The sequence below is a fragment of the Streptomyces sp. NBRC 110028 genome, from assembly GCF_001417735.1.
Taxonomy (GTDB): domain Bacteria; phylum Actinomycetota; class Actinomycetes; order Streptomycetales; family Streptomycetaceae; genus Streptomyces.
Map to the genome: position 1 here is coordinate 40,096 of NZ_BBUZ01000052.1, position 9,681 is coordinate 49,776.

Here is a 9,681-nt window from a genome sequence, read left to right on the forward strand (position 1 = left end):
GTAGCTGACGTGGCGTCAGCTGGGGAGGGGTGCGGCACGATCCGCGCCGGACGGCATTCGGCGCGAACCGGGTCTGGTCATATCCGGTCCGCGCGCCTAGCCTGACGCGGCGTCAGTCCCGAGGGAGGCCCCATGCTGAGCGGCAGAACGGTCATCGTCTCCGGTGTCGGCCCCGGCCTCGGCCACCGCGTCGCCGCCGCGTGCCTGCGCGAGGGCGCCAACGTCGCCCTCGGCGCGCGGACCGCGGAGCGGCTGGCCGAGACCGCCGCGGAGCTCGACCCGGGCGGCACGCGCACCGCCCACCGGGCCACCGACATCGCGGACGAGGCCCAGTGCGAGGCGCTGGCCGCGCTCGCCCTGGACCGCTTCGGCCGGATCGACGCCGTCGTCAACGTGGCCGCCCTGGACAGCCACTTCGGCGGGCTTGAGGACGCCGACTTCGCGTCCTGGGCGCGCGTGGTGGACGTCAACCTGTTCGGGACGCTCCGGATGACCCGGGCCTGCCTGCCCGCGCTCAAACGGAACGGCGGCGCGGTGGTGCTCATCGGCACGCAGTCGTCGCTCGCCGCCCCCACCGAGGTGCGGCAGGCCGCGTACGCGGCGTCCAAGGGGGCACTCACCTCGGCCATGTACGCGCTCGCGCGGGAGCTGGGCCCGCACCGGATCCGGGTCAACACCGTGCAGCCCGGCTGGATGTGGGGGCCGCCGGTGCGGGCGTACGTCCAGTTCGCCGCGCACACGGAAGGGCTGCCCGAGGCCGAGATCGAGCAGCGGCTCGCGGGCCGGATGGCGCTGCCCGATCTGGCGACGGACGGCGATGTGGCGGAGGCCGCGGTGTTCCTGGCCTCCGACCGGGCCCGGGCGATCACCGGGCAGTCGCTGCTGGTGAACGCCGGTGAACTGATGCGTTAGCGCGACTCCTGTCCGGCCTTTCGGGATCCCGCTCCCGTACCGACCCAATCGATGCGCGGGCGTGCGTCTGACGAAGTGCCCGCTCATCCTGAATTCGCGGACGCGTGCACGACAACGCCTCAGCGGGTCAAGAATCCGTAAAATCGTTCTTTGTTATGACCTGTGTTCACACTCGTGACCTCTCGAACCCTTGACCGGCCGCCCGGACAAGCGGTTCAATCCCGGAAGTACCCCGCTCCCGCTCGGGGGAACCGCCCAAAGGAACGTCGCGGCGAAGTGCGCTCCCGTTCACAAGGCGGACCCCTGGGAGGGGACATGAACAGTCTCGACTGGGCTGTACTCATCGGCTATTTCGGCGTCATGGTCGGCATCGGCGTCTGGTCCCACAAGCGCGTGGACAACGTCAGCGACTTCTTCACCGCCGGCGGCAAGATGCCCTGGTGGCTGTCGGGCATCTCGCACCACATGTCCGGCTACAGCGCCGTGATGTTCACCGGTTACGCGGCCATCGCCTACCAATACGGCATCACCTCTTACGTCACCTGGTCCTTCCCCATCGCCATCGGCATCGCGATCGGCGCGAGCCTCTTCGCGCCGCGCCTCAACCGGGTGCGCAGCAAACTGGGCGTCGCCTCACCCCTCGAATACCTGAAGAACCGTTACAACCTGCCCACCCAGCAGGCCCTCGCCTGGTCCGGGGTGTTACTGAAGATCGTCGACGTGGGCGCCAAGTGGGCGGCCATCGCCACCCTGCTCTCCATCTTCACCGGCGTCTCGCTCAACCAGGGCATCCTGATCACGGGCGCGGTCACCGCCGTCTACTGCACCGTCGGCGGGCTGTGGGCCGACGCGCTCACCGAACTCGGCCAGTTCGTCATCCAGCTGGTGGCGGGCATCGCGATGCTGATCGCCGTGCTCAACGAGCTGGACGGCTTCAGCACCTTCTGGACCGTCTGGGACGACCTGCCCGACAGCCACGCCGAACCGACCGTCGGCCCCTACACGCTGATCTTCCTGCTCTCCTACCTCTTCATCAAGACCTTCGAGTACAACGGCGGCATGTGGAACCAGGCGCAGCGCTACATGGCCACCGACAGCGCCCACTCCGCCAAGCGCTCGGCCCGGCTGTCGGCCGTCCTGTGGTTCGTCTGGCCGCTGGTGCTGTTCTTCCCGATGTGGGTCGCGCCGCTCATCATCAAGACGGACAAGCCCGCCGACTCGTACGCCGAGATGGCCGAACACCTGCTGCCGCACGGTCTGCTGGGGCTGGTCATCGTCGGCTTCTTCTCGCACACCATGGCGATGTGCTCCTCCGACGCCAACGCGATCGCCGCCGTGGTGACCCGCGACATCATGCCCGCGATCTTCAAGTCCGTACGGCAGTGGAGCACCCGCACCGGCCTGCTCGCCGCCCGCTACACCACGCTGCTCTTCCTCGCCCTGTCCATGGGCATCGCCACCCAGGTGAACTCGCCCTTCTTCGGCGACATCATCACCGTCGTCATCAAATGGGTCGCCGGTCTGATGGGGCCGATCGCGATCCCGCTGATGCTCGGCATGCTGCGGGCCTTCCGCAAGTCCGGGCCGACCGCGGCGCTCACCAGCTGGGGCCTCGGCCTGATCGCCTTCTACCTGGTCAACTACCCGATCAACGACGCGATCGACGGCGGCGTCAACCTGGAGTACCAGGTCGCCGTCCCGCTCGCGGTCTCGCTCGTGCTCTTCATCGTCGTCGGCTATCTGAAGCCGGAGGACACCCCCGAGCGCGACGCCATCCTCGCCTCGCTCAACTCGGACGACGACGGTCCGGGTGCGGCGGGCGCCGCGCGCTCGGTTCCGGCACCGGACGCCACCGGCCGTACGACGGTCGCGGGCGCGTCCGACTGACGCCCCGCCGCGCGGCGGCAGCCCCACCGGGCCCCGGTCACCCTCGCTCCTTCGGTGACCGGGGCCCCGCCGTGTGGGCTTGTCGTGTGAAGCGGACCGGTCCGGCCGCCCTGAAGTGGAGCTTTACGGCATCCCCAGGCAACCGTCCCCCCTCTCAGGACCCTCCTCCGGAACGTACTATCGTCGGCCGCCTGTGCCGTTCGCCGCCCTCACGCACCTCTGGAGCGACCCCGTGACCGCGACACAGATGATCGCCCGGCGTCCCGTCCTGTGCGCGGCGGTGTTCTGTCTGCTGTCCTTCACGGGCTTCTGGGCCGCGCAGCGGGCCGCCCAGGTGTCCATGGTCGATCTGCTGGTCTACCAGGCCGAGGGCTGGACCGTACGCAACGCGGCGGACCTGTACGACATGCGGGCGACCGTGCACCATCTGCCCAACACCTACCCGCCGTTCGCGGCCATGCTGTTCACCCCGCTGACCGTCATGGGCACGGGCGTCCTGCGCACCTTCGGCACCGCCGCCAACCTGGCCCTGATGGTCGCCCTCGCCCATCTGTCGCTGCGGCTCGTCGGCCGCCCGCGCCGGGCGCCGCGCGCAGCCGCCGTGCTGGCCCTGGCCGGGGTCGCGGTGTGGTGCGAACCGGTGTGGACGACCCTGCGCTACGGCCAGATCAACCTGGGCATCGCCGTCCTCGTGCTGTGGGACCTGACCCGCCGGCCGGGCCACCGCTGGGCCGGATTCGGCACCGGCGTCGCGACCGGGATCAAGCTGACCCCCGGGCTCTTCGTGGTCTTCCTCGCCGCCGCCGGGCTGATCGACGCCGTCCGGCGGCTGCGGGCCGGGCACGGCTTCGCAAGTGACCACCTGCGGCGGGCGGGTGTCGCCACGGCCGCCTTCGCCTGGACGGTCTGCCTGGCGGCGCTGGCGCTGCCGTACGACTCCAACCGCTTCTGGACCGAGATCGTGTTCGCCACCGACCGGCCCGGCGACGTCGAGGGCTCGGGCAACCAGAACCTGCTCGGCGCCCTCGCCCGCCTCCTGCACACCCCCGACCCCGGCCCGTGGTGGCTCGCCGCCGCCGCGCTGACCGGCTGCGTCGGCCTGGCCACCGCCGTCGCCGCCCAGCTCGCGGACGACCGCGCCCTCCCGCACGCCCGCGCCTGGGCCGCCGTCAGCTGCGCCGTCACCGCCCTGATGGTCAGCCCGGTCTCCTGGTCCCACCACTGGGTGTGGGCGGTCCCGATGGTGCTGCTGCTCGCCGTCGAGACGGTCCGCCGCGCGTCCCGCGCCTGGGCGGGCTGGACGGCGCTGACCGGGCTGCTCTTCTGCTCCTTCATGATCTGGTACGCCCCGCACAGCATGAAACAGCGGGTCGAGCTGCACCAGACCCCGCCCCAGATGCTGATGACGGCCGTCTACCCGATCATCGGCGTCGCCTTCCTGGCGACCGCGGCGTGGGTCACCTTCCGCGCCCTGCGCGGCGGCCTGGGCGCCCCCGCTCAGCCCGTGGCGCCGCGCCGTCCCGAGTCCCGCACGCTCACGCGCGCGGGTAGCGGCTGAGCCAGGCGGGGGCCGAGTTCTCGGGGCCGTGCAGGGCGGGGCCCTGGGTCATCTCCATCGCGAAGTCGTCCGCCAGCTCCAGGATCGTGCCGCGCCCCTCCACCTCGGCGAGCCACGCGGGCGGCAGCGCCGTCTCACCGTGCAGCACGCCCAGCAGATTGCCGCAGATCGCCGCCGTGGAGTCGCTGTCCCCGCCGTGGTTGACGGCCAGCAGCAGACCGTGCCGTACGTCCTCGGCGACCAGGGCGCAGTACAGCCCCATGGCCAGCGCCTCCTCGCCGGTCCAGCCCTCGCCGAGGGATTCGACGCGCTCGGGCGTCGGCAGCCCCTGGCGTACGGCGCCCAGCGCCCGCCGCAGCGCGTCCGTGGTCTCCTCGTGGCCGGGGTGGCCCGCCAGATGGGCCAGGGTGCGCTGAACGGCGCCGTCCAGCGCCTCCCCGCGCGCCAGGCCGTGCACGATGAGGGAGAACGCGCCGGCCGCCAGATAGCCCGTGGGGTGACCGTGGGTCTGCGCCGCGCACTCGATGGCCAGCTGGAACACCAGCTGCGGCTCCCAGCCCACCAGCAGCCCGAACGGCGCGGAGCGCATGACGGCGCCGCAGCCCTTGGAGTCGGGGTTCTTGGGGGCCTCCAGGGTGCCCATGGTCGCGTCCCCGAGCCCGGTCAGACAGGCCCGCCCGGGTGCGCGCTGGGCGTACAGCCACTCCTCGCGGGCCAGCCACCCGTCGCCCTCGCGCCGCTCGTCGGGGCCCCAGTCGCGCTGGGTGGCGTACCAGCGGCGGTGCGCGGCGTGGATGTCGGTGGGCGGATGCCAGGCGCCGGTGTCGCGGCGCACCTGGGCGCGTATCAGGCCGTCCACGGTGAACAGCGTCATCTGGGTGTCGTCGGTGACCGCGCCGCGCCGCCCGTACGCGGGCAGGAAGTCCGTCACGCCGTGCGCGCCGTGGTTCGCCCGGATGTCGGCCAGCGAGGAGAACTCCACCGGCGCCCCCAGGGCGTCCCCGATCGCCCCGCCCAGCAGACAGCCCCGTACCCGGCTGCGGAAGTCCTGCTGTTCGGCGCGGCCCCATACGCCGGTCGCTGCGCTGGCGGTTGCGGTCACGACCTTTCCCCTCTTCTTGGATATATGTATGGCCCTGGAGTGTCTTTGAACTGTAATGGACACTCTTTGATCGAATCCGGGTGCCGTCAATGGGGCGGCGAATGGTGAAGGCGTCATCACGGATAGTGCGACGGACCTCCTCATTCCGAAATGGTGCACCGGATAACGGACAGCACACAGCGCGCAGCGACGTTCCCATCGCGCGGCAGATCTTACGGGGAAGCCCCGGCATTCCCGAGACGGCGGAATGTATCGCGCCGCCGGCACGGATGAGGGCCCCGACCGCACGGCGGTCGGGGCCCTCATCATGCGAGCGTGTCGATCCCGGTCAGGCAGGTTCCGGGGAGCCGAGCAGCGCGGACGCGGTCTCAAGTGGCGTATGGCCCGCGTCGGGTGTGGATACGGGAAGGGAACGGCAGGTGAAACCGAGACGGGTCAGTGCTCGGGTGACCTCGTCGGCGGTGAAGTCACGGCGGTCCTGACGGGTGATGACCGCGCCCACTTGCTTGACGGGGTATTGACGGCGGCCGATGAGCACGGAGTCTCCCGTGACGGTTTCGGGTTTGATACCTGCCATCGCTTGCTCGACCTCACTCTTGATCAGGTCGAACGGGAAGCGGGCGATAACACAGCGCATAATGCCTCAACAGGGTCGAAGAGAGGCCGAAATCGGATGACCGGCCGGAGAGATCAGCGGGGCGACCGAGCGTCCGTCCGGGGCTTACGCGGCCGAGCCGAGGGTGGACCGCCGCTGCGAGGCCCCCGACCCCGTCCGGGTCGATCCGGCGGCGCGGCGGGCCCGGGCCGGCCGGCTACGCCGTCCCCGCGAGGACGAGCCGCCGCGCTTGGCGCGTTCGACGACCGGCACGGCGATGGTGACGGGGATACCGGAGGGGGCCTGGGCACCGGTGATGCGGCTCAGTTCCGCTTCGCCGGAGCGGACCTTGGTGCTGTGCGGGGTGATGCCGGCCGTGCTCATGAGCCGGGCCATGTCGCGGCGCTGACCCGGCAGGACGAGGGTGACGACGCTGCCGGACTCGCCGGCCCGGGCGGTGCGGCCGCCGCGGTGCAGGTAGTCCTTGTGGTCGCTGGGCGGGTCCACGTTGACGACGAGGTCGAGGTTGTCCACGTGAATGCCGCGGGCCGCGACGTTGGTGGCCACCAGTACCGTCACGTCGCCGGTCTTGAACTGGGCGAGCGTGCGGGTGCGCTGGGGCTGGGACTTGCCGCCGTGCAGGGCGGCGGCGCGGACCCCGCTGTTCAGCAGGTGCTGGGTGAGCTTGTCCACCGCGTGCTTGGTGTCGAGGAACATGATCACCCGGCCGTCACGGGCGGCGATCTCGGTGGTGGTGGCGTGCTTGTCGGCGCCGTCGACGTGCAGCAGGTGGTGTTCCATCGTGGTGACGGCGCCCGCCGAGGGATCGACGGAGTGGACCACCGGGTCGGCCAGGTAGCGCCGGACCAGAAGGTCGACGTTGCGGTCCAAGGTGGCCGAGAAGAGCATCCGCTGCCCTTCGGGCCGGACCTGGTTCAGCAGCGCGGTGACCTGAGGCATGAAGCCCATGTCGGCCATCTGGTCCGCCTCGTCCAGCACGGTGACGCCGACCTGGTTCAGCTGGCAGTCACCACGGTCGATGAGGTCCTTCAGCCGCCCGGGGGTCGCGACGACGACTTCGGCTCCGCCGCGCAGAGCGCTGATCTGCCGGCCGATCGCCATGCCGCCGACGACGGTGGCCAGCCGCAGCTTCAGCGACCGGGCGTAGGGGGCGAGCGCGTCGGTGACCTGCTGGGCCAGCTCGCGGGTGGGAACCAGGACCAGCCCCAGGGGCCGGCGGGGCTCGGCGCGCTGTCCGGCGGTACGGGCCAGCAGGGCCAGGCCGAAGGCGAGGGTCTTGCCCGAGCCGGTACGTCCACGGCCCAGGACGTCGCGGCCCGCGAGGGAGTTCGGCAGCGTGGCGCCCTGGATCGGGAACGGCACGGCCATGCCTTCCGCGGCCAGGGCCGCCAGCAGCGCGGGCGGCATGTCCAGTTCGGCGAAGGTCTCGGCCGGAGGCAGAGCGGGGGTACGCGTGACGGGCAGGGCGAACTCTCCCTGCGGCGCCGCGGGACGACGGCCGTTCCCACCGGAGCGGGGGCGGACGGAGCGGTTGTTCGTTCGGGCAGTACGTTTCATGCGGCCTTCCTCGATGCGGCACGTCGAGGAATTCTCGGCAGCAGCGAGCCGCGCAGAAAAGAATCGCAAGAACGAACCGAATAGGTAAACGAAACGAAGTGGGGCGGAAGAGGTGCGCCCATCGCATCGAAAGATGATCGACATACGCCGGCACGGCGGACGCTCAAGATGCCGGATCGTCGGGGAAAACGAGTGGGGCCCGCACCCAAGGTGCGGGCCCCAGCGTCGCTGTTACGCGTCAGCGTCAGGCGGGAACGATGTTCTCGGCCTGCGGGCCCTTCTGGCCCTGCGTGAGGTCGAAGTTCACCTTCTGGCCCTCCTGCAGCTCACGGAAGCCCTGGGCGGCGATGTTCGAGTAGTGGGCGAAGACGTCGGGGCCGCCACCGTCCTGCTCGATGAAGCCGAAGCCCTTTTCCGAGTTGAACCACTTCACGGTGCCAGTAGTCATGCTAAATCTCCTTCGGGCGCAGTGCCCGGAGCCCGCACCTTGCGGACCCCGCGTCGCCGCGATGATCGCCCCTCCGGAAATACACCGGAAAATACAAAAGCATTCCCGCCGTGTACGACGGCGGGGACACTTGAAGTCTGGGAACCACAACTGCAACTGACAACGACGGTAGCACGGCAGGCCGGGTCCCGCACGGCAAATTGACAGTCACACTCGGTGAGGCAAAAACTCCCCACCAATTCAGAGGCTATTTCTGCAGTCGCGGCATTACATATTGAGCATCGGCGGGGAGAACGCCACCGAGGGCCGACGGGCCGCCCGGAAGACGGCCTCACAGTGAACGGCCGAGGTGACACCCGAGGCCCCCGCCGCCGCACGCTCACGTTCACCTCCCCGGCCCCATGGGGGCGGGCCACCCTGGGCCTGTTGCGGCAGTAGAGGTAAATCTGCACCGGCCGAAGTAGACATGCGACGCTCTTGTAGCTACTGTTTCTCGCGTAGCCAACGACGTCAGTCAGGCGCGGCAGAGACGAACTGCCGCGAGCAGGAAACGGCACGACAGCGGAGCGGCGGGGCCGGGAAGTGCAGGAAGGTCCCGCCACTGGCTGCCGGGCCGGGTGGCCCCAGGGCCACCACGCATGACGCACGACAGCAGCTTCAGCAAGAGCAGCGAGAGAAAAAGGAGAGGAGGGAGACGCCATCAGGATCGCCCGAGCACGGACCTGGTCCACTCGGGTACCGCAGGCCCCGGATTGGAAGGTGGTCCCCGGTCACGCAGCCGCGATCCCCGCGCCTCGCCCCCAGGGCAGGCAGCGGAAACAGAAGGCCGGCGCACAGCGCCGGTAGATGGTGTTGAACCCTCGGGGCCCTGGTGCCAAATGGTGCCAGGGCCCCTCGACGCGTCCCACAGAGAGGTGCGATGAATTCGAAGCCCCGAGAGCGAGCCACCGACAAGTTCGACGACGATGATTACCCCGCGTACACCATGGGCCGCGCGGCGGAGATGATCGGCGCCACCCCCGCCTTCCTACGGGCCGTCGGCGAGGCCCGCCTCATCGTCCCCCTGCGATCCGAGGGGGGCCATCGCCGCTACTCCCGTTACCAGCTGCGCATCGCCGCACGCGTTCGCGAACTCGTCGACCAGGGCACTCCGATCGACGCCGCCTGCCGCATCGTCATCCTCGAAGACCAGCTGGAAGAAGCCCGGCGGCTCAACGAAGAGCTGCGGGGACCCGTCGCCGAATCGAACCAGCCCGAGGCCTCCTGACCACAGCCATCGGGCCCCGGTCCCCGCCCCCTGGGGTGATCTGATGTCCTGATGTACCGTCACCCACATGGGAACCGGCGTACTGCGCTGTGGAATATGTGGATCCAGTCGGCTGACCCCGGTCGGGCAGCTCAGGACGCTCGAAGGCCACAACGACCGACTCCGGCTCATGTTCCCCCGCCCGCGCGCCTACAAGCTCCGTCCGGCGTTCGACGTCGACTTCGCCCGCGCCTGCCTCGACTGCGGCGCCCTGCTGCCGTTCCTCAGCGACGTGGACCTCAAGCGGCTCAACGACGACGCCGACGGCCTGACCGGCTACGACACCTAGTGCCGC

9 protein-coding genes are annotated in these 9,681 nt (G+C 70.1%); 5 read left to right on the forward strand and 4 right to left on the reverse strand.

All coding sequences use genetic code 11. The features are described from left to right. Positions 1-132 precede the first annotated feature (132 nt). From ASC60_RS35500 to ASC60_RS35510, 3 genes are all read left to right on the forward strand, one after another. Complete coding sequence (locus tag ASC60_RS35500; RefSeq protein WP_055557833.1) at positions 133-912, forward strand: SDR family oxidoreductase; 780 nt, start codon at positions 133-135, stop codon at positions 910-912. A gap of 315 nt (positions 913-1,227) precedes the next feature. After that, on the forward strand, positions 1,228-2,799 hold the full coding sequence (locus ASC60_RS35505; protein WP_055557834.1) for a sodium:solute symporter family protein: 1,572 nt from the start codon (positions 1,228-1,230) through the stop codon (positions 2,797-2,799). A gap of 232 nt (positions 2,800-3,031) precedes the next feature. Then, positions 3,032-4,357: a glycosyltransferase 87 family protein gene (locus ASC60_RS35510; RefSeq protein ID WP_370593004.1), complete on the forward strand. Its 1,326-nt coding sequence runs from the start codon at positions 3,032-3,034 to the stop codon at positions 4,355-4,357. Here ASC60_RS35510 and ASC60_RS35515 read toward each other — a convergent pair. The 4 genes from ASC60_RS35515 to ASC60_RS35530 all read right to left on the reverse strand — a co-directional run bounded on the left by ASC60_RS35515 (position 4,335) and on the right by ASC60_RS35530 (position 8,080). Continuing rightward, positions 4,335-5,459, reverse strand: coding sequence for an ADP-ribosylglycohydrolase family protein (locus ASC60_RS35515; RefSeq protein ID WP_055557835.1), 1,125 nt, complete (start codon positions 5,457-5,459; stop codon positions 4,335-4,337). The two genes, ASC60_RS35510 and ASC60_RS35515, sit on opposite strands and share 23 nt — an antisense overlap. Before the next feature lie 328 nt (positions 5,460-5,787). Further along, positions 5,788-6,096: an SCO5918 family protein gene (locus ASC60_RS35520; RefSeq protein WP_055557836.1), complete on the reverse strand. Its 309-nt coding sequence runs from the start codon at positions 6,094-6,096 to the stop codon at positions 5,788-5,790. 84 nt (positions 6,097-6,180) lie between these two features. After that, a complete protein-coding gene (locus ASC60_RS35525; protein WP_079038842.1) occupies positions 6,181-7,632 on the reverse strand; it encodes a DEAD/DEAH box helicase in 1,452 nt (483 codons plus the stop codon). Between the two features lie 244 nt (positions 7,633-7,876). After that, positions 7,877-8,080: a cold-shock protein gene (locus ASC60_RS35530; RefSeq protein ID WP_055557837.1), complete on the reverse strand. Its 204-nt coding sequence runs from the start codon at positions 8,078-8,080 to the stop codon at positions 7,877-7,879. A 919-nt stretch (positions 8,081-8,999) separates the two neighbouring features. Between ASC60_RS35530 and ASC60_RS35535 the strand changes: the two genes are divergently transcribed. Further along, a complete protein-coding gene (locus ASC60_RS35535) occupies positions 9,000-9,347 on the forward strand; it encodes a MerR family transcriptional regulator (RefSeq protein ID WP_055557838.1) in 348 nt (115 codons plus the stop codon). A 169-nt stretch (positions 9,348-9,516) separates the two neighbouring features. After that, entirely contained in the window at positions 9,517-9,675 is a 159-nt protein-coding gene (locus ASC60_RS41920; protein ID WP_159043387.1) for a hypothetical protein, read from the forward strand. Positions 9,676-9,681 lie beyond the last annotated feature (6 nt).